The sequence below is a fragment of the Roseateles sp. P2_H4 genome (assembly GCF_056403315.1).
In genome coordinates this window covers 26,323-44,564 of sequence record NZ_JBFUFR010000049.1, presented here as the reverse complement: position 1 = coordinate 44,564, position 18,242 = coordinate 26,323, and the positions used below count along the sequence as shown (strand labels likewise).

Annotated in this window: 21 protein-coding genes and 1 pseudogene; 16 read left to right on the top strand and 6 right to left on the bottom strand. The window is 68.1% G+C overall.

Annotation, left to right across the window (positions count from 1 at the left end; all coding sequences use genetic code 11):
- The first annotated feature begins 604 nt into the window (after positions 1 to 604).
- Genes AC1DW3_RS26780 through AC1DW3_RS26765 form a run of 4 tightly spaced genes read left to right on the top strand, consistent with a single transcriptional unit; the run spans position 605 to position 4,410 of the window.
- A complete protein-coding gene (locus tag AC1DW3_RS26780) occupies positions 605 to 1,318 on the top strand; it encodes an ABC transporter ATP-binding protein (protein ID WP_477936640.1) in 714 nt (237 codons plus the stop codon).
- Between the two features lie 24 nt (positions 1,319 to 1,342).
- On the top strand, positions 1,343 to 2,539 hold the full coding sequence (locus AC1DW3_RS26775; protein WP_477936638.1) for an ABC transporter substrate-binding protein: 1,197 nt from the start codon (positions 1,343 to 1,345) through the stop codon (positions 2,537 to 2,539).
- A gap of 15 nt (positions 2,540 to 2,554) precedes the next feature.
- Positions 2,555 to 3,442: a branched-chain amino acid ABC transporter permease gene (locus AC1DW3_RS26770; protein ID WP_477936636.1), complete on the top strand. Its 888-nt coding sequence runs from the start codon at positions 2,555 to 2,557 to the stop codon at positions 3,440 to 3,442.
- Complete coding sequence (locus tag AC1DW3_RS26765) at positions 3,439 to 4,410, top strand: branched-chain amino acid ABC transporter permease (protein ID WP_477936634.1); 972 nt, start codon at positions 3,439 to 3,441, stop codon at positions 4,408 to 4,410. The genes AC1DW3_RS26770 and AC1DW3_RS26765 overlap by 4 nt, the downstream gene beginning before the upstream one ends.
- Here AC1DW3_RS26765 and AC1DW3_RS26760 read toward each other — a convergent pair whose 3' ends face one another.
- Positions 4,411 to 5,337 carry a LysR family transcriptional regulator gene (locus AC1DW3_RS26760; RefSeq protein WP_477936632.1) on the bottom strand — a complete coding sequence of 309 codons (927 nt, stop codon included), beginning with the start codon at positions 5,335 to 5,337 and terminating at the stop codon, positions 4,411 to 4,413.
- 138 nt (positions 5,338 to 5,475) lie between these two features.
- Here AC1DW3_RS26760 and AC1DW3_RS26755 point away from each other — a divergent pair, with 138 nt between their 5' ends.
- The 4 genes and pseudogenes from AC1DW3_RS26755 (at position 5,476) to AC1DW3_RS26740 (ending at position 8,879) form a co-directional block, all read left to right on the top strand.
- Positions 5,476 to 6,126: a hydrolase gene (locus AC1DW3_RS26755; RefSeq protein WP_477936630.1), complete on the top strand. Its 651-nt coding sequence runs from the start codon at positions 5,476 to 5,478 to the stop codon at positions 6,124 to 6,126.
- A gap of 20 nt (positions 6,127 to 6,146) precedes the next feature.
- A pseudogene (locus AC1DW3_RS26750) lies at positions 6,147 to 6,326 on the top strand (DUF1427 family protein); the annotation flags it as partial.
- Between the two features lie 16 nt (positions 6,327 to 6,342).
- On the top strand, positions 6,343 to 8,184 hold the full coding sequence (locus tag AC1DW3_RS26745; RefSeq protein ID WP_477936628.1) for an amidohydrolase: 1,842 nt from the start codon (positions 6,343 to 6,345) through the stop codon (positions 8,182 to 8,184).
- Positions 8,185 to 8,186: 2 nt separating this feature from the next.
- A complete protein-coding gene (locus AC1DW3_RS26740) occupies positions 8,187 to 8,879 on the top strand; it encodes a YoaK family protein (RefSeq protein WP_477936626.1) in 693 nt (230 codons plus the stop codon).
- Here AC1DW3_RS26740 and AC1DW3_RS26735 read toward each other — a convergent pair.
- Complete coding sequence (locus AC1DW3_RS26735) at positions 8,818 to 9,723, bottom strand: DMT family transporter (protein WP_477936625.1); 906 nt, start codon at positions 9,721 to 9,723, stop codon at positions 8,818 to 8,820. The genes AC1DW3_RS26740 and AC1DW3_RS26735 overlap by 62 nt on opposite strands.
- Positions 9,724 to 9,824: 101 nt before the next feature.
- Between AC1DW3_RS26735 and AC1DW3_RS26730 the strand changes: the two genes are divergently transcribed.
- The 3 genes from AC1DW3_RS26730 (at position 9,825) to AC1DW3_RS26720 (ending at position 12,273) form a co-directional block, all read left to right on the top strand.
- Positions 9,825 to 10,727 carry a helix-turn-helix domain-containing protein gene (locus AC1DW3_RS26730; RefSeq protein WP_477936623.1) on the top strand — a complete coding sequence of 301 codons (903 nt, stop codon included), beginning with the start codon at positions 9,825 to 9,827 and terminating at the stop codon, positions 10,725 to 10,727.
- Positions 10,728 to 10,811: 84 nt separating this feature from the next.
- The gene (locus tag AC1DW3_RS26725; protein ID WP_477936621.1) at positions 10,812 to 10,958 is read left to right on the top strand and encodes a hypothetical protein; all 147 of its coding nucleotides are present in this window, start codon (positions 10,812 to 10,814) and stop codon (positions 10,956 to 10,958) included.
- Positions 10,959 to 11,079: 121 nt separating this feature from the next.
- Complete coding sequence (locus tag AC1DW3_RS26720) at positions 11,080 to 12,273, top strand: response regulator (RefSeq protein ID WP_477936619.1); 1,194 nt, start codon at positions 11,080 to 11,082, stop codon at positions 12,271 to 12,273.
- Here the strand turns inward: AC1DW3_RS26720 and AC1DW3_RS26715 are convergent.
- Positions 12,270 to 12,623, bottom strand: coding sequence for a winged helix-turn-helix transcriptional regulator (locus AC1DW3_RS26715; protein ID WP_477936617.1), 354 nt, complete (start codon positions 12,621 to 12,623; stop codon positions 12,270 to 12,272). The genes AC1DW3_RS26720 and AC1DW3_RS26715 overlap by 4 nt on opposite strands.
- Positions 12,624 to 12,686: 63 nt before the next feature.
- Here AC1DW3_RS26715 and AC1DW3_RS26710 point away from each other — a divergent pair, with 63 nt between their 5' ends.
- Positions 12,687 to 13,253: a carboxymuconolactone decarboxylase family protein gene (locus AC1DW3_RS26710; RefSeq protein WP_477936615.1), complete on the top strand. Its 567-nt coding sequence runs from the start codon at positions 12,687 to 12,689 to the stop codon at positions 13,251 to 13,253.
- Positions 13,254 to 13,449: 196 nt separating this feature from the next.
- On the opposite strand, the gene AC1DW3_RS26705 is transcribed toward AC1DW3_RS26710, so the two are convergent.
- Entirely contained in the window at positions 13,450 to 13,878 is a 429-nt protein-coding gene (locus AC1DW3_RS26705; RefSeq protein WP_477936613.1) for a hypothetical protein, read from the bottom strand.
- A gap of 23 nt (positions 13,879 to 13,901) precedes the next feature.
- On the opposite strand from AC1DW3_RS26705, the gene AC1DW3_RS26700 reads away from it, so the two are divergent.
- Positions 13,902 to 14,582 (top strand): glutathione S-transferase family protein, encoded by a 681-nt coding sequence (locus AC1DW3_RS26700; protein WP_477936612.1) that lies wholly within the window; start codon positions 13,902 to 13,904, stop codon positions 14,580 to 14,582.
- A 9-nt stretch (positions 14,583 to 14,591) separates the two neighbouring features.
- The gene (locus AC1DW3_RS26695) at positions 14,592 to 14,834 is read left to right on the top strand and encodes a glutaredoxin domain-containing protein (protein WP_477936610.1); all 243 of its coding nucleotides are present in this window, start codon (positions 14,592 to 14,594) and stop codon (positions 14,832 to 14,834) included.
- Between the two features lie 6 nt (positions 14,835 to 14,840).
- On the opposite strand, the gene AC1DW3_RS26690 is transcribed toward AC1DW3_RS26695, so the two are convergent.
- Both AC1DW3_RS26690 and AC1DW3_RS26685 read right to left on the bottom strand, forming a co-directional pair.
- Positions 14,841 to 16,007, bottom strand: a complete 1,167-nt coding sequence (locus AC1DW3_RS26690; protein ID WP_477936608.1) for a serine hydrolase domain-containing protein — start codon at positions 16,005 to 16,007, stop codon at positions 14,841 to 14,843.
- A 42-nt stretch (positions 16,008 to 16,049) separates the two neighbouring features.
- Positions 16,050 to 16,913 (bottom strand): hypothetical protein, encoded by an 864-nt coding sequence (locus tag AC1DW3_RS26685; RefSeq protein WP_477936606.1) that lies wholly within the window; start codon positions 16,911 to 16,913, stop codon positions 16,050 to 16,052.
- Positions 16,914 to 17,405: 492 nt separating this feature from the next.
- Here AC1DW3_RS26685 and AC1DW3_RS26680 point away from each other — a divergent pair, with 492 nt between their 5' ends.
- Positions 17,406 to 17,705 (top strand): hypothetical protein, encoded by a 300-nt coding sequence (locus tag AC1DW3_RS26680; RefSeq protein WP_477936604.1) that lies wholly within the window; start codon positions 17,406 to 17,408, stop codon positions 17,703 to 17,705.
- A gap of 98 nt (positions 17,706 to 17,803) precedes the next feature.
- Positions 17,804 to 18,115, top strand: coding sequence for a hypothetical protein (locus AC1DW3_RS26675; RefSeq protein ID WP_477936602.1), 312 nt, complete (start codon positions 17,804 to 17,806; stop codon positions 18,113 to 18,115).
- The last annotated feature ends 127 nt before the right edge of the window (positions 18,116 to 18,242 follow it).

The window sequence follows — 18,242 nt, the reverse complement described above, 5'->3', positions numbered from 1 at the left end:
GTGTTGCTCTTGCGAAGAGCCTMTCGACCCGGTGCAGTGCCGCGGGAATCCGCCCCGCGAGGGCGGGTAACTTTTCTCTGACGCGCCAGAGAAAAGTCACCAAAAGAGGAGCGCTAAGGCAATCCGCACTCGAGCGGGATGAAGCGCTCGCGATGCTCGGAATTGGGCCTCGCCACCACGCGACCCGCTGCGCTCTCGCTGCTGTCCCTATGACGAGCGCCATCCATCGCCACTTCATGCCGGTTAACGCCGGCTGCACGCCGGGCTCATCAAAACAGCCCAATGCRGCGTCGCCCGAGCGACGCGGCTGTTCGGYATTTCCTGATGAGCCCGGCGTGCAGCCGCGCGTCGAACGGGCCGAGGGTTCGATGCATTCAGCTCGTGACAAGTCGTGTGCGAGAGCGCAGCGGTTCGCTTCTTGCCGCAATGCCAGCGGTCGTTTTCGCGCGCCGCTCTTCGCGGCGCCGCGATCGTGTGCGGTTCAGGGCCTCTTCTTTGGTGACTTTCTTCTGGCCCCGCAGAAGAAAGTTACCCGGCCGCCGGGACGGCCCCCCGGCAACTTGGCGCCAAGCCAAAGCAACGAACAGCAACGAGCAGGCTGACCATGGCCACCCCCGCCCTCGAAATCACCAACCTCAACGCCTGGTACGGCGAAAGCCACATCCTGCACGGCATCAACCTGAGCGTGCAACCCGGCCAGGTCGTCACACTGCTGGGCCGCAACGGCGCCGGACGAACCACCACGCTGCGCGCCATCCTCGGCCTGACAGGAGCAAGAAAAGGCTCGATCAAGGTCCACGGTGAAGAGACCGTCCACCTGTCGACCCATCGCATCGCCAACCTCGGCATCGGCTATTGCCCCGAGGAGCGCGGCATCTTCGCCAGCCTGTCGACCGAAGAGAACCTGCGTCTGCCGCCGCTGCTCAAGGCCAAGCGCGGCAAGGTCATGAGCGAGGCGGACATCTACGCGATGTTCCCCAATCTCGCCGAGCGCAGGAACAGCCCCGGCACGCGGCTGTCGGGTGGCGAGCAGCAGATGCTGGCCGTCGCACGCATCCTGCGCACGGGGGCCGACATCCTGCTGCTGGACGAAATTTCCGAAGGCCTGGCGCCCGTCATCGTCCAGGCCCTGGCCCGCATGATCCGCACGCTGAAGAGCCAAGGCTTCACCATCGTCATGGTGGAGCAGAACTTCCGCTTTGCCGCCCCGCTGGCCGACCACTTCATCGTCATCGAGCACGGCGAGGTCGTGCTGTCCTTCCCCGCAGCCGAACTGCCGGCCCACCAGGCCAAGCTGGACGAGCTGCTCAGCGTCTAACCCGACACCTCAATGGAGACAACCATGAAGAAGACCCTCATCGCCGCCGCCCTCGCCACCTGCGGTTTTGCCGCCCAGGCCCAGATCTCCGGCGACGTCATCAAGATCGGCTTCCTGACCGACATGTCCAGCGTCTATGCCGACATCGACGGCGCCGGCGGCGTCGAGGCCATCAAAATGGCCATCGCCGACCTGAAGGGCATGACCGCGGGCAAGAAGGTCGAGCTGATCTTTGCCGACCACCAGAACAAGGCCGACGTCGCCTCCGCCAAGGCGCGCGAGTGGATGGACACCCAGGGCCTGGACCTGCTGATCGGCGGCACCAACTCGGGCGTCAATCTGGCCATCGCCACGGTCGCGGCCGAGAAGAAGAAGCCCTTCATCTCCATCGGTGCCGGCAGCTCGGCGCTGACCAACGCGAACTGCACGCCCTACACCATCCACTACGCCTACGACACCGTGGCCCTGGCCAACGGCACCGGCGGTGCGGTGACCAAGGCGGGCGGCAAGAACTGGTACTTCCTGACGGCCGACTACGCCTTCGGCGCGGCGCTGCAGGCCGACACCACGGCCGTCGTGCAGAAGAACGGCGGCAGCGTGAAGGGCAGCGTCAAGCACCCGCTGAACGCCAGCGACTTCTCCAGCTTCCTGCTGCAGGCCCAGGGCTCGGGCGCGCAGATCCTGGGCCTGGCCAATGCGGGCGGCGACACCATCAACGCGATCAAGGCCGCCAACGAATTCGGCATCACCAAGGGCATGAAGCTCGCCGGCCTGCTGATGTTCATCAACGATGTGCACTCCCTCGGTCTGAAGACGACCGAAGGCATGTACCTGACCGACTCCTGGTACTGGAACCAGACGCCCGAAGCGCGCGCCTGGAGCCGCCGCTTCTTCGAGAAGATGAAGCGCATGCCCTCGTCGCTGCAGGCCGCCGACTACTCGGCCGTGACCCACTACCTGAAGGCCGTCGAAGCCACCAAGACCGACGACGCCGACAAGGTCATCGCCAAGATGAAGGACACGCCGATCAACGACTTCTACACCAAGGGCACCATCCGCAAGGAGGACGGCCGCGGCATCCACGACATGTTCCTGATGCAGGTGAAGTCGGTGAAGGAATCGACCGAGCCCTGGGACTACTACAAGGTCGTGACGCGCATCCCGGGTGAAGAGGCGTTCACCAAGCTCGCGGACAGCAAGTGCCCGCTGGTCAAGAAGTGATCTTCTGAGGGTGCGATGACTGAGATCTTCGGTATTCCGCTGCCGGCCCTCTTGGGCCAGCTGCTGCTCGGCCTGGTCAACGGCTCGTTCTACGCGATGCTGTCCCTGGGCCTGGCGGTCATCTTCGGCATGCTCAACATCATCAACTTCGCCCACGGGGCGCTGTACATGATGGGGGCCTTCTTCGCCTGGATGGGGCTGGAATACCTGGGGCTCAACTACTGGTTCATGCTCGGTCTCGCGCCCTTCGCCGTTGGGCTGATCGGCATCGTCATCGAACGCACGATGCTGCAGTGGCTCTACAAGCTGGACCACCTCTACGGCCTGCTGCTGACCTTCGGCATCACCCTGGTCATCGAGGGTGTGTTCCGCTCGGTCTACGGTGTGTCGGGCCAGCCCTACCAGGTGCCGGATGCGCTGCAGGGCGCCACCAACCTCGGCTTCATGATCCTGCCCAACTACCGGGCCTGGGTGGTCGTCGCGTCCCTCATCGTGTGCTTCGCCGTGTGGGCGCTGATCGAGAAGACCTCGCTCGGCGCCAAGCTGCGCGCCGGCACCGAGAACCCCAAGCTCGTGCAGGCCTTCGGCATCAACGTGCCCTTGATGGTGACGCTGACCTACGCGGGCGGCGTGGCGCTGGCGGCCTTCGCCGGCGTGCTGGCCGCGCCCATCCTGCAGGTGTCGGCGTTGATGGGCACCAACCTCATCATCGTGGTGTTCGCCGTCGTCGTCATCGGCGGCATGGGCTCCATCCTCGGCTCCATCCTGACCGGCCTGGGGCTGGGCATCGTCGAAGGGCTGACCAAGGTGGTCTACCCCGAGGCGTCCAACACCGTCGTCTTCGTCGTCATGGCCATCGTCCTCCTGGTGCGCCCGGCTGGCTTGTTCGGAAAAGAGAAATGAACAAGAAGCTCATTGGCTACGCCGCGCTCTTCGTCGGCATCGCGCTGCTGCCGACCTTCGGGGCCTACCCGGTCTTCGTCATGAAGGTGCTCTGCTACGCGCTGTTCGCCTGCGCCTTCAACCTGCTGGTGGGATTCACCGGCCTGCTGTCCTTCGGCCACGCGGCCTTCCTGGGCACCGCGGCCTATGTGACCGGCCATGCGCTCAAGGTCTGGGGCCTGCCCACACCGGTGGGCATCCTCGTCGGCATGGCCGGCGCGGCCGGCATGGGCCTGTTGTTCGGCCTGCTGGCCATCCGCCGCTCGGGCATCTACTTCTCGATGATCACGTTGGCGCTGGCGCAGATGCTGTATTTCTTCTTCCTGCAAACGCCCTTCACCGGCGGGGAAGACGGCTTGCAGTCGGTGCCGCGCGGCCATTTCCTCGGCCTGGATCTGGCCAGCGACCTGACGCTGTTCTACGTCGTGCTGGGCATCTTCATCGCCGCCTTCTGGCTGATCTACCGCATCGTCCACTCGCCCTTCGGCCAGGTGCTGACCTCCATCCGCGAGAACGAGGCGCGCGCCACCTCGCTGGGCTATGACGTCGCCCACTTCAAGTTGCTGGCCTTCGTGCTGTCGGCCGCGCTGGCGGGCTTGGCGGGCTCCACCAAGACCCTGGTGCTGGGCTTCGCGACGCTGACCGACGCGATCTGGACCACCTCGGGCCTCGTCATCCTGATGACGCTGGTGGGCGGCATGGGCACGCTGGTCGGGCCCATGGTCGGCGCGCTGGTCATCATTGCGCTGGAGAACAAGATCGGCGACTTCGGCAACTGGCTGGGCGAGCTGACCGGAGTGGCCTGGTTCAACAGCCTGGGCGAGTCGGTCAGCCTGGTCACCGGGCTGATCTTCATCGTCTGCGTGCTGGCCTTCCGGCGCGGGCTGGTGGGCGAGGCGATGGCGCTGCTGGAGCGCAAGAAGGCCTGATCACCCGCCACCACCCAGTGGGGCGGCAATCACCTCGGCCGAGATGAAATCCGGCCGGTTCAATCGCTCCCGCCACCAGTTCAAGGCCGGCCCGTTGTCCGCCGTGCGCCAGGCCAGGTGGAAGCGCTGCGGCGGCCGCGCCTCGGCCAGGCTCTTGCAGCGCAACCGGCCCGCGTCCAGATGCGGCTGCGCGATGCAGCGCGGCAAATGGCCGCAGCCCAGGCCGGCGAGCTGAGCCTGCAGCTTGGCTTCCAGGTCGGGCACGCTCAGCGCCGGCTGGCCGGCCGCCACGTTGAGGCTGCGCGCCGGCAGGCGGTGTGAGCTGTCCGCCATGCTGACGACGCGGTGTGGCTGGATCTGCTCCCAGGTCAGCGGCTCGGGCGCGTCGGCCAGCGGGTGACCCGGCGCCACGCAGAAGGCCACCTCCAGCTCACCCAGCGGCCGTACCGACAGGCCCACGCCCCCCGGCGGCTCGCCCACCGCGCCCACGGCCAGGTCGGCCCGGCGCGTGACGAGGGCATCCCAGCAGCCGCCCAGCACCTCGCGGCTGAAGCGCAGCTCGGTCTCGGGGTGGTCGCTCGCAAAGCGCGCGGCCTCCGACACCAGCAGCGCGAACGGCACGGTCACGTCCACCGCGATGCGCAGCGTCGTCTCCCAGCCGCGCTCCATGCGCAGCGCGCGCACCTCCAGCGCCTGGGCGGCGCGCAGCAGCTGGCGGCCATCGTCCACCATGAGGCGGCCGGTCGGCGTCAGCACGGCGCGGTGGCCGCTGCGGTCGAACAGCGTCACGCCGAGGTCGGACTCCAGTTTCTGCACCTGGTAGCTGATGGCCGAGCTGACGCGGTGCAGCTCCTCGGCCGCCGCCGCAAAGCTGCCGCGCCGGTCGATGGCGTCCAGCACCAGCAGCACTTCCAGGCTCAGTTTCATTGGTCAGATTATTTGATGAAGTCGGTGAGAAAGCATCGCTATCTTCACCGAAGCGGTCTGCCTAGAGTAGCGACACGCCTGAGGAATTCCCGAAGGCAGCCGGCAGTTCAATTTTTTGACCAACTTCAGGAGATCACCATGCCCACCGCCATCGCCCAACCCGGCCAATCCCTGCTGAACCCGACCGACCACGCGCTGATCCTGATCGACCACCAGTCGCAGATGGCCTTCGCCACCCACTCCATCGACGCCACGCTGCTGCGCAACAACGCCGGCCTGGTGGCCCACGCCGCTGCCGAGTTCAAGGTGCCCACCATCCTGACGACGGTGGCCGAGAAGAGCTTCTCGGGCCCGATGTTCGACGAGATCAAGGCCGCCTTCCCCGGCCAGGCCGCCATCGACCGCACGTCCATGAACACCTGGGAGGACGTCAACGTCATCAAGGAAGTGAACCGCATCGGCAAGGGCCGCATCGTCTTCGCCGGCCTGTGGACTTCGGTCTGCATCGTCGGGCCGGTGCTGTCGGCCCTCGACCAGGGCTTCGAGGCCTATGTCGTCGCCGACGCCTCGGGCGACGTGTCCGCGGAAGCGCACGAGCGCGCCATGCAACGCATGGTCCAGGCCGGCGCCCGCCCGATCACGTCGGTGCAATACCTGCTGGAGCTGCAGCGCGACTGGGCCCGCACCGAGACCTATGAGCAGACCACCGGCATCGCCAGAAAGCTGGGCGGCGCCTACGGCCTGGGCATCACCTACGCGCAAACCATGTTTGGCGGCCACGAAGGCTGATCCACCCAGGAGCCGGCACCATGAAGGTCTACCTCTTGTCACTCGGTGCCGGCCTGCTGGTCGGTGTCATCTACGGACTGCTGGGCGTGCGCTCGCCGGCGCCGCCGGTCATCGCGCTGCTGGGTCTGCTCGGTATCCTGGCCGGCGAGCAGGCCGTGCCGCTGGCCAAGCGGCTGATCCAAGGCCCATCCATCCACGCCACCCGGGAGTGAGCCCATGCCCGCCGACCTGATCTTCGTCAACGGCCGCTTCACGACACTGGACCGCGCGGTGCCCAACCCGGAAGCGGTCGCCATCACCGACGGCGTCTTCAGCGCCATCGGCGACGGCGCCGACGTGATGCGCCAGGCCGGGCCGGCTACCCGTGTCGTCGACCTGCAAGGCCACCGCGCCATCCCCGGCCTGAACGACAGCCACATCCACCTGATTCGCGGCGGGCTGAACTACAACCTGGAACTACGCTGGGAAGGCGTGCCGTCGCTGGCCGACGCGCTCGCGATGCTCAAGGCCCAGGCCCAGCGCACGCCCCACCCGCAGTGGGTGCGCGTCGTGGGCGGCTGGACCGAGTTCCAGTTCGCCGAGCGCCGCATGCCGACGCTCGCCGAGATCAACGCCGCGGCGCCCGACACGCCGGTCTTCATCCTGCACCTCTACGACCGCGCCCTGCTCAACGCCGCCGCGCTGCGCGCCGTGGGCTACACGCGGGACACGCCCAACCCGCCCGGCGGCGAGATCCAGCGCGACGCCGCCGGCAACCCCACGGGGATGCTGATCGCCCGGCCCAACGCGATGCTGCTCTACGCCACGCTGGCCAAGGGCCCCAGGCTGGAGCCCGAGGCGCAGATCAACTCCACACGCCGCTTCATGCGCGAACTGAACCGCCTCGGCGTGACCAGCGCCATCGACGCCGGCGGCGGCTTCCAGAACTACCCCGACGACTACCAGATCATCCAGAAGCTCGCCGACGAGGGCCAGCTCACGGTGCGCATTGCCTACAACCTGTTCACACAGCGCAAAGGCATGGAGCTGGACGATTTCAAGAGCTGGACGTCCCAGGTCAAGCCCGGCGACGGCAGCGACTTCCTGCGCCACAACGGCGCCGGCGAGATGCTGGTGTTCTCGGCGGCCGACTTCGAGGACTTCCTCGAGCCCCGCCCCGAGCTCGCGTCCGACATGGAGGGCCAACTCGAAGCCGTCGTGCGCCACCTCGTCGAGCACCGCTGGCCCTTCCGGCTGCACGCCACCTACGACGAGTCCATCAGCCGCATGCTGGACGTGTTCGAGAAGGTCAACCGCGACATCCCCTTCGACGGCCTGCACTGGATGTTCGACCACGCCGAGACCATCAGCGTGCGCAACATCGAGCGGGTCAAGGCGCTCAACGGCGGCATCGCCATCCAGCACCGCATGGCCTTCCAGGGCGAATACTTCGTCGAGCGCTACGGTTCGAAAGCCGCCGAGCAGACGCCACCCGTGGCCCGCATGCTCGAGATGGGCGTGCCGGTGGGCGGCGGCACGGACGCCACCCGCGTGGCCAGCTACAACCCGTGGACGGCGCTCTCCTGGCTGGTCACCGGCCGCACGGTCGGCGGCCTGACGCTCTACCCCGGCACCCAGCGCCTCAGCCGCGAAGCAGCGCTGGAACTGTGGACGGCCGGCAGCGCCTGGTTCTCCTGCGAGCAGGGCAAGAAAGGGCTCATCCAGGTGGGCCAGCTGGCGGACCTGGCCGTGCTGTCGGCCGACTACCTGCGCGTCCCTGAGGATGAAATCGGCGGCATTGAATCCGTGCTGACCGTCGTGGGCGGCCGCGTCGTGCACGCGGCAGACCGGTTCCGTGACCTTGACCCGCCAGCCCTGCCCGTGCTGCCGAGCTGGTCGCCGGTCGCCACCGTGCCCGGCCACTACCGCCGCCTCAAATCGGTCAGCGCGGACTGCCTGTGCGCCAGCGCCTGCGGCGTGCACGCCCATGCCCACGGTGCGGCCCTGGCCCGGGAGGCGCCTGCTCGCGACGTGCGCGGCTTCTGGGGTGCCCTCGGCTGCAGCTGCTTCGCGTTCTGATCATGGCGCTGTCTCCTGCTCGCGCCACCCCGCTGCTCGCTGCCGTGGCGGGCTATGTCGACACGCTGGGCTTCGTCGCGCTGTTCGGCCTGTTCACGGCCCATGTCACCGGCAACTTCGTGCTGATCGGCGCCGAGCTGGCCCGGCCCGGCCACGGCGTGCTGCTCAAGCTGCTGGCGTTTCCGGCCTTCATTGGCGCGGTGGTGCTGGCGCGGCTCATCGCGCTGGCCTGCGAGAAGCACCAGCGCTCCCCCCAGCCCTGGCTGCTGGGCACCCAGGCCCTGCTGCTGGCCGCCTTCATGGCCGCCGGCCTGGCGGCCAACCCAGTGCTGCAGGCCGATGCGCCCTGGGTGCTGCTGGCCGGCTGCCTGGGCGCCGCGGCCATGGGCGTGCAGAACGCCACCGGCCGCCTGCCGCTGGCCAAGCTGACGCCGCACACCGTCATGACCGGCAACGTGACCCAGCTCGTCATCGACGCCACCGACATGGCGCTGGGCCACGCCGAGCCCGGCACGCGCGAGCGGCTGCGCAAGCTGCTCTGGCCGGTGCTGGCCTTCGGCGTCGGCGCCATGGCCGGGGCCGCAGCCTTCATGCAGGTCGGCTTCCTGGCGCTGGTGCCCGCCGTGCTCGTGGTCACGTGGCTCGCGATGGTGCGGATCGATGTGCAGGAGGCTGCGCCGCAGCGCGCCGCCTGAACACGAGCACATTGCCCGCCATCACGAGCAGCAAGCCAACCAGCGCCGGTGCCGTCCACTGGTAGCCCTCCACCCAGGCCGACACGTTCAGCGCCACGACCGGGAACAGCACCGTGCTGTACGCCGCCCGCTCCGGGCCCAACCGGCCCACCAGCGTGAGATAGGCCGTGAAACCGATGACCGAGCCCGGAATGGCGAGATACAGCAGCGCGCCGACGTAGCGGGCACTCGCGTCGAACGCAAAAGGCAGGCCGGCCAGCAGCGCATAGCCCGTCAGGATGGCCGTGCCGACGGCCATGCCCCAGGCATTGGTCTGCACCGGCTTCAGCCCTTCGGCCTGCAACGCGGCGGACAGCAGGTTGCCCGTGGAGAAGCACAGCGTGCCGCCCAGGGCCCAGGCCAGGCCGGTTGCACTGGCATGCCCACCGCTGATCTCGGGCCAGAACAGCAGCACCAGCCCCGCCAGCCCCAGCGCGCCGCCCGCCAGCACCTGTGGCGCGATGGCGCGGCCGTGCACCAGGCGCGCCAGCAGTGCATTCCACAGCGCGGCACTGGAGAACACGACAGCCACCAGCCCGCTGGCCACCGTCTGGCTGGCATTCAGGAAGCAGACGAAGTTCAGGCAGAACAGGCACAGGCCCTGGGCCAGCACCCAGCCGAGCGCCTTGCCGCGCGGCACGACGAGCTGGCGCCGCCAGACCAGCCAGGCGAACAGCACCAGGGCGGCCAGGCCAAAGCGRTAGGCGATGGACAGCGCGATGGGTACCGAGCCCAGCTGCCACTTCAGCGCAATCCACGTCGTGCCCCAGATCAGCACGACCAACACGTACAGAAAAGCATTCATGCCGCCAGCATGGCGCGGCGGCCGAGCGCGCGATTGCAGATTCCTGCGCATCCTTGCCCCCGCCCGGGCGCGGGAAAGGGCGGCGGCCCTAGCATCGCGGCATGGCCTCCCTGCTCGCCAGCGCCACCGTCCACCAGCCCATCTTCGAGGTGCTGGGGCGATCGAGCGCGCATCGTGAGCGCGAGGTGGCCCTGGCAGACGGCCTGCGCCTGGTGCAGTGGTGCAACCACGGCGGCCGCATGGACTACGCCCGCCCTGGCCACCACACGCTGTCGGTCTATCTGCAGGGCGGGCACGACACCCACCTCGTCGAGACCCCTGGTGAGACCGGTTCGCCGGGCTGCCACTGCGTGCTGCCGGCGGAGCACGAGTCGCACTGGAACGTGGCGGGGCGGCTGCGCTTCGTCCACCTCTACCTGTCCAACGACGCCTGGGCCGGGCGGGTCGTGCGCCTGCTGGACGCCGAACCGCGCGCCATCACGCTGGAGCAGCGCATCTTTGGCGAAGACGCCGTGCTGGCCGCCTGGGCCCGTGGCGTCGCGGCCCTGGACTGGCTGGACCCGGCCGAGCGGCTGCAGATCGATGCGCTGAGCCAGGCCGCACTGGACCGCCTCGTGCTGCAGGCGGCCAAGCCCCGGCTGCGCGAGCGGGCCGAACGCCCGGCCGGCGGCCTCTCCAGCACATCCCGGCGGCGGGTGTTGGATTTCGTCGACGCCCACCTCGACAGTGCCGCGCTGAGCCTGCCCGGTCTGGCCGCCCAGGCCCATCTGTCGGAGTTCCACTTCGCGCGCATGTTCCGCACCTCCATGGGGTGCAGCGTGCACGATTGGGTCGCCGCCCGCCGGATGGACCGCGCCCGCGCCCTGCTGCGCGAAACCGCCCTGCCGCTGGCCGACATCGCCGCCGCCTGCGGCTATGCCGGTGCCAGCCATCTGAGCCAGCGCTTCAAGGCGGCCACAGGCACCACGCCGGGGCGCTTCCGCCAGGCCTTCCCAGGCGTGTAAATCGTTACTCCTGCCACCACGCCGTCAGCATTTACCGGCGAGTTAGGGGGAGCGCGCCGCGGCGTCATGGCCCACTATCGAGCCATGGCCACGTCCGCCCGCTTCAAGTTCACCGCCACGCTCGTGGTGTCGGTGCTGGCCTGCGTGCTGACGCTTTTCGTGCCCGGCGAGGACGATGCCCCCGGCAGTGCGATCCACACCGCCGGCCTGCTGCCACCGCCCCAGCGCTGAATCCAGCGTGCCGTGGCGTGACAAACGACGCCACCTGAGCCCCCATCGAAAGGCTTGTTCGCGAAGCGGACACCGGCTCGCGCGATGATGTGAGACTTTGTAGTCCCGCACGCCCCCGAAGATGAACGAGCTGTTGACTTGGCCCCTGGCCGCCGTGGCGGTCGCCGTCGTGCTGTTCCTGGTCTGGCTGGGCCGGCGCCGGCAACAGAAAGCCCGCGCCGCCGCCCAGCGCCGCGAAGCCGAGAGCCTCGTGCAGGCCCAGGCCGCGCATGCGGGGCGCGCTCAGCATGTGTCGGCCGAGACGGCCGCCCGCCAGCAGGCCGATGACGACGCCCTGCGCGAGGTGGAATCCGCCCTGGCCCAGCGCCTGGGCCAGCAGCGCGCCGAGGAAGAGCAACTGGAGGCCGACCGGGCGCGTGTCGAGCGCGAGGAAGCCGCCCGGTTGGAAGCCCAGGCCCAGGCCCGTGAGGCCGCTGCCGCCGCCGAGGCGCAACGCCTGGCCGAGGAACGGGCCGAGGCCGAGCGGCTGGAAGCCGAGCGCCTGGCCCGCGAGGAGGCCGCAGCCCTCGAAGCAGCCGCAGCCGCCGAGGCGCAGCGCCAAGCCGAAGCGCGCGCCGAAGCCGAACGCCTGGCTCGCGAGCAGGCCGAACGCGAGGCCGCCGAGGCGGCGCGCCTTGCCCAGGAAGCCGCCACCCGCGAAGCCGAGGCCCGCGCCGAGGAGGCCCGCCGCCAGGCCGCCGCCCAGGCCGAAGCCGAACGCCTGCGCGCCGAGCGTGAAGAGATCGAACGCCTGGCCCGTGAGCAGGCCGCACGCGAAGCGGCCGAGGCCGAGCGCCTGGCCGCGGAGCAAAGCCGTGTCGAAGCCGAGCGTCAGGCCGCGGAACGCGCGGCAGCCACTGCCGCTGCGGCCGCCCAGGCCACCCGCGAGCTGCGTGCCGACGAAACCCTCGTCCTCGTCGCCGACGACTCCAAGATCGTCCGCGTCAAGATCAGCCGCCTGCTGGCCGGCCAGAGCTACCGCGTGGCGCTGGCCGAGAGTGGCGAGCAGGCCCTGGTGCTGATGGCCGCCGAGCGCCCGCATCTGCTCATCACCGACGTCGAGATGCCCGGCATCGACGGCTTCGAGCTGACCCGCCAGGTGCGCGCCGCCGCCGCCACGGCCGAGCTGCCCGTCGTCATGATCACCTCCTCCGACGACAAGCAGGCCGAAGCCGCCGCCGCCGGCGTGACCCAGCTGCTGGGCAAGCCCTACTCGGAAGAAGCGCTGATCGCCGCCATCGAGCGAGCCCGCCTCGCCGTGCGCGTTCCCGCCTAAGAAGCTTTCTGTACCTCGCGCGCCCAGCGCGGCGCCCATTGCAGCAAGGGCTCGATGGCCACCAGCAGTGAGCGCCCCTGTGGTGCCAGCCGGTAGCCGCTGCCCGCGTCATGCTCGATGAGCAGGGCCGTGCGCAGCTCAGCCAGGCGCTGGTTCAGCACCGACGCCGACAGGTCGCCGCAGGCGGCCTGCAAGGCGCGGAAGTTCAGGCTCGTGTCCTCGGCGCGCAGCTCCCACAGGATGCGCAGCGTCCAGCGGCGGTTGAAGAGCTCCAGCGCCGCGTTGATCGCGTCCTTGCCCGAGTCAGGCGTGTCCTCCGCGGCCAGCTTGGCCAGTCGTTTTGTCGTCATGCTTTGATTTTAGAAGCAACAACGGCTAGAGTCCGCTCACCGCAACGCTTCTGAATTCGAAGCATGAACACGACCTCAACCTCGACACCACGAATCGCCCCGCAAACCCTGCCACTGCCGCCCGACCTTGCCGAGCGCATGGCCCGCCTGATACCGGCGGGCTTTCCGCCACCGCAGATCTTCCTGACCGTGGCCCGCCACGCCGAGCTGTTCAAGGAGATGGTGGACAGCGGCTTGCTCGGCCCCACCGGCCTGGCCGACCGCCGCCGCATCGCACCCCTGCTGCGCGAGGCCCTCATCCTGCGCACCTGCGCGATGGCGCGCTGCGACTACGAGTTCAATCTGCACGAGCAGACGATCTCGCGCCGCATGGGGTTGAGCGACGCGCAGATCGCGGACCTGCGCACGGCGGCGCCCGATCCGGCGTTGTGGGCGCCGGAGCTGCTCGCCGCTTTGCACCTCGTCGACGGCCTGGTGGCGCGCGTCGACGTGGACGACAGCACCTGGACCGAACTGCGCCGCCATTTCGACGAGGCGGCCCTGATCGAGATGACCCAGCTCGTCGGCCATTACACGGGCGTGGCGATGCTGGCGGCGCTGGCGCGGCCGGCCCTTGATCGCTACCGCTAGCGAGCGGCCCAAGGGCCCCAAGGCAGGCCGATATCAGCGCCGGCGCCATGGATTGCAAGCGCGCCTCCTACACGCCGCCGGGCGGGCAGCGTGACACTGATCGCATCGCAACTGACGCGCGCGGTGCCATGAAACACGTCCTCGGACCCCTTCTCTGCGGCGTGCTTGCAGCCCTCTTTGCAAGCGCCTCGAGCGCTCAATCGACCGCGGCTCCCGCGCCGCCGGCATCTGCCTCCGTGCCCATGACGGCGGCGTCCCGGCTGGTCCCCGCTCGCAACACGGCCATCACGGCGTCCGAGAACGCCAAGGAACCCGGCGTGCAACGGCCCGAGGAAAGGGTGATCCCACAGATCTCCATCCCGCTCAAGCCCAGGAACAGTGCCGCCACCACAGCAGTGACCGCATCGGCGCCTGCCGGCAGCATGGTCGGTCGCGTGAACGAAGGCGCGGCGAGATGCATGGCCGCCAAGAGTGCGAGCGAGAGGCAAGCTTGCGAAAGCGGCCTGGTGGCCTCGGCGCCTGTGAAGGCGCAGCGCTGACCCCTGACATCGGGGCGGGCCCGCAGCGAGCCTTTTAGCGCCTGCGTGTCGAAGCGCCACCAGGTCGTTCGTCGTTCCCATGTCATCAGCCAATGCAGGAAACGACACCATGACCATCACGATCACTGCTTTCGAACGCTCACCCGATGGTGGCAAGGGGTTGGCACGCGACACGCGCGTACGCTGGGCCCTCGAGGAGGTTCACCAAGCCTACGAAGTTCGCCTCGTCTCGTTTCAGGCCATGAAGGAGGCGGCGCACCTGGCCCTCCACCCCTTCGGCCAGATTCCGACCTATGAGGAAGGCGACCTGGCACTTTTCGAGACCGGGGCCATCGTTCTGCACATCGGCCAACGGCAGCCGGGCCTGCTGCCGGATGACGGCAACGCCCGCGCGCGGGCGATCACCTGGGTGTTTGCCGCGGTGAACACGCTGGAGCCGCCCATCCTGGAGCTGACGATGGCCTGGATGTTCGAGCGGGACAAGCCCTGGTACGAAGCGCGCTGGCCGGCCCTCCAGGCCCGGGTCCGCACGCGGCTGGCACAACTGTCGGCGCGGCTGGGAGACGCCGAGTGGCTCGACGGCGGTTTCAGCGCCGGCGACCTGATGATGGTGTCCGTCCTGCTCAGGTTGCGCTCCACGGGCATCCTCGACGAGTTCCCGCGGCTGGCCGCCTATGTCGCTCGCGGTGAAGCGCGCCCCGCCTACCAGCGCGCCTTCGCGGCCCAGCTGGCGGTCAACACGCGGCCCCAGGGCGGCGGTGAATCCACGGTCACGCCGCCAGCCCCTTAGACTGCCGGCATGCAGCTCAAGATCGTCGTCTATTCCAAGTCCGCCTGCCCTCAGTGCGATACCGCCAAGAGCCTGCTCAAGGCCCGCAGCCTCGCCTTCGAGGAGATCAAGATCGACGACGACGAGCAGCGCCTGGCCTTCTTCGAGAAGTGCGGCCCGTCCGTGCGCCAGATGCCGCAGATCTTCATCAACGACCAGCGCGTCGGCGGCGTGGCCGGCCTTCAGGCGGCTTTCGCCCAGATGAAGATCTGAGCCCTCTCAGCGCTTCACTGCCGCCAGCAGCCTGGCGACGAAGTCGTTCAGCGCCGGCCCGTTGTCTATCCAGCGCACCACCGCCACGACGTCGTTCTCCCAGTCGATGTAGATGATGTTCTGGCCATTGCCGCGGAAGGTGACGCTGCTCTCGGGCGCCGCCGGCAAGGCCTTGCGGCCGGGGTTGAGGAACCAGTTGCAGTAGCCGTACTCGGCGTTGTCGGGCCCGGGCTGGCGGGCCTTGACGATCCAGTCGCGCGACACCAGCTGGCGCCCGTTCCACTCGCCCTGGCGCAGGAAGAGATAGCCGAAGCGTGCCATGTCCCAGGCGTCGATGAACATGCCGCCGCCCCAGTGGCCGCCGCCGGAGACCGACTGCATGCGCTGGCCGTCCAGCTCCACCCAGCTGTTGTCATAGCCCTGCCAACGCCAGCGGCTGGAGGCGCCGATGGGGTCCATGACCTGCTCGCGCAGCACCTCGGGCAGCGGCCGGCGCCAGACCTGCAGGGCGGCAAGGGCCAGCACATTGACGCGCACGTCGTTGTATTTGTAGTGCGTGCCCGGCGCGTAGACGGGTCGGTTGGGCCAGTCTTCGGGCGTCTTGCCGACGGGGCGGTCGGCCCAGTCGGGCTTGCCCCAGAGGGTGCCCTGCCAGTCGCTGGTCTGGCGCAGCAGATGCTCCCAGGTGATGGCTGCGTTATGCGGCGCGGCGAAGAGGTCGACCCCGGGCGGCATCGCGTCGGCCACGCGCTCGTCGGTGCTCCTGATCAGGCCCTTCTGCCAGGCCAGGCCGACGACGGTCGACAAAAAGGTCTTGGTGACGCTGTGCGACATGTCGACGCGCCGCGTGTCACCCCATTCGGCCACCACCTTGCCGCGGTAGACGACGAGGCCGTTGGCCGCGACGCGCTCGCGCGTGGGGCCGAGCTGGCCGCCGTAGTAGGGCTCGTTCTTGCCGAAGCTCTGCGCCAGTGCCAGACCCTGGTCGCGCGGCGCCGGGTTGTCGTGGGCCTGGGCATAGGCGACGGCCTCTGCCAGCCTGGCGGCGTCCAGGCCCAGCGCAGCGGGCTGGGCGCGTTGCCAGTCGCCGCGGGGCGGGAAGTAGCCGGTCTCGGCGGCGGCGAGCGTCGAGACGACAGCGGCGAGAAGGAAGAGGCGGCGCGGCAGGCTCATGAGGCCATTGTGGCCAGACGCCGCGTGGTTCAGAGCCCGGTTTTACCTGCCCTCTTCCTTTGACACCGGCTTGACCGGGCCGACCTCCACCGCGCCACGCACCGAGCGGTAGGCGGCCTGTTCCACGAGCTGGTTGAGCTGCGTGACGATCTCGGCCGGCGAGACCTGCTCGATGACGTCGATGGATTTGGACTTCGGGTCGCTGTACTTGGTGTGCGTGAACTGCGGTTTGCGCGCGACGACGGCCAGGGTCTTGGCGTCCAGCGTCACGCGCTCGAAGGAGATGAAGGGTGCCACATAGGCCTTGTCCTTCTGCTGCTCGCCGGTGCGCGGGTTGATCGTGGTCTGGTCGCGGTCTGCGTACTCCTGCTTGCGGTCGATGCCGTCCTCGTCGAGCAGCTCCCACTGGTTGCCGGTGGGCTTGACGTAGATGCCGATGCCGCCGAGGCGGTTGGGCATGCCCTCGCGCGACTCCCAGGCGTAGCGCGGCAGGATGGCCTCGATGCGGTCCCACTCGGCGCGTTGCGGGATCTGGGCCAGGCGTTCGCGCAGGGCCTCGAGCACCAGCGCATCGCGGGCCTCGAAGGAGGCATTCTTGAGCTGCTCCGCGAGCCCGGGGTTGGCGCTCCAGCGCAGCATGATGCGGCGCGAGCCGGGCTCCTCGGCGGCCAGGGCGCTGTCCAGGCCGCGCAGCACGGCCATGTTCAGCAACTGCGGATCCACCTGCAGCGTGCGGCGCGAGAAGTCGTCCACGCTGCTGGCGCGCTTGCCGCGCTGCTTGACGATGCTGAGCTGGTCGCCGAGCGTGGAAATGAGCGCGATGGTCTGCCCAGGTTTGGCAGCCTCCTGGGCCGGCGCGGCCAGGGACAGCGTCATCGCGGCCGCAGCCAGCAGTCCTTTGAACATCGCTTCGCCTCCCGGGTGGTTCCGGGAGCGGATGCTAACGCCAGCATTCAGCTGTTCCAGGCGGGCCTGAGCGGGTTCGGGATCACGAAATCGGCAAGGCGCTGGCGCAGTTGCGCGGTTTGGCAAAGCTGCGCATCGAGTTCGGCAACCTTGGCAGCCCTCGCGGGCCGGCTCTCGGCCGGGAGCGGTCACCCGCGGGCGGCTGGCATGCGGAGGCCAGCATGGCCGATCGGCACAAGTCGGTTGCCAGGTCTCCGTGAGGGAAATTCCACCGTTGCGCCGGGTTCGAGCGGCTGGCAGAGTCGCGCCGATGAAAGCCGCTTTCCACATCAATTTAATGACGCCCAGTTCCGGTCGGCCGGACGAATTTCCTATGCTGGACAAGGCCTTACCGGAAATCACTTGGACTTGGTTAAGCAGCAGTCGGTGGAGTTATGCAGCACGACATGCTGGATAAACTAGTAGTTAGATGCATATTGCGACGTTTAGTTCATGACAGAAGAAGAAGTTCGAAAACGCGCTGCTAAATTGCACAACGACTTGGTGCAGCTTGATTTACTGGCAACAAGTCAGGACCAGCGGCGTCACTTTAAAGATGCGCGTGAGCAACTGCAGCGCGCGATCGAATCCGGCTCAGAGCCCGCGCTTCAGCTTGGTTCCTACTCCCTCGCTGTCGTGACCTCGCAAATTCGCGAAGTCCAGGACGGGCGACGCAAGGGAACCGAGCGTGCTGCGCGACGAGCCGCCGCCACTGATAGACCGACCGGCCACCACATTGACGAGTCAGACTGAGGGCCTTAGCTCATGTCCAACTACGCGCCTAGCCTTTCTTTCAAGCGGATGCCTGACGGCGCCGCTTAAGTCAGACGTTAGGCAGCGCCTTTCCGATCATGGAATCCGGCAGCATTTTGGGTATTTCGTCGAGCCTACTTGTGCTTGTTCTTATAGCTGGGCTGATCGCTCGCTTCTTCAATAGCGCGGCCACTTGGCGCATAGCTGGTGGCTACATCGTGGCCGTTGCACTTATTGCCTCAATCGTCTGCGGGGCCAACTACCTGCTCGCCCGAGCACTCAATGTTGTTGATTCAAGCCATGGCTTCATGGCGGTCGGCTTGCCAGTTGCGCTCAGCGTCATAGCTGGGGCGGTAGCGGTGTTGGCCTTTTTCTTCGGCGCCCTCAGGGCGGGCAGGAATACGGCCTAACCATTTCATTGCAGCCGACCTGCGCCGGCTACGCTGGCTGGTCGGCTGAATTCAAACGTTGGGCGGCAAAGTAGCTATGAGGTATTTCGCGCCAGTTCTTGTGCTCCTACTCGCCGGCTGTGGGAAG